The organism is Lysobacter sp. N42, from assembly GCF_004344885.1.
This window is the reverse complement of record NZ_SKFB01000146.1, coordinates 1-638: the sequence shown is the minus strand read 5'-3', so window position 1 is coordinate 638 and position 638 is coordinate 1. Positions and strand designations below refer to the sequence as shown.

Below are 638 nucleotides of genomic sequence, written 5' to 3'. Positions count from 1 at the left end.
GTTCTGAAGTCGTTTGGGGTCCCGTCGATGCTTGACTTGATTTCACCGTGCGGAAGATGTCGAGCTTTGATGTACGGTCATCCGATGTCCGATTGACCTGAAATTTGACGGGGAGCCTATTGGAGTCATTTTGAGATGATCCATTAGCTCTGATTTGGGTGCCATGGTCCCGGAGAGCTTCGCCGCCGTAGGCTTGATTTTGCTTCGGAGCATCAAAACCGGGTCAAACGTTGTCGGAATGACCTGAAATTTGACGTGCAGCCCTTTGGAAGCATGCAGAAGCTACTCATGTGTTTTGTTTGATGAGTGGCGGCATCAGAGGTTCTCGCCGCCGGAAGGCTTGATTTCGCCGTTCGAGAGTTGATGGAGGGTCAAACGGTGTCGGTTTGACTTGAAATTCGACATGGAGCCTTTTGGAGGTATTTTGAGACCATCCATAGGCTCTGATCGAAGATTTGATGTATTTGACACTGTCGCCGCCGGGAGCTCCCGCTCAGCTGTTGGAGGATTGAAGTTAGGCCAAATGGTGTCGAAATGGCCCGAAACTTCATGTGTACCCTTCTTTTGGCTACTTTGAAAGATCTTGTAGTTTTTGTTTGGTTTTGTCGAGACCTGATGCTTGAAACAACTTTGCCTGT

General features: G+C 48.9%; 1 protein-coding gene. It reads right to left on the bottom strand.

Features of this window, described 5'->3' with window-relative positions; genetic code table 11:
* Positions 1 to 315: 315 nt before the first annotated feature.
* Positions 316 to 638: hypothetical protein (locus tag EYQ95_RS26680; protein WP_207916733.1), on the bottom strand; the 323-nt coding region annotated here is incomplete at its 5' end.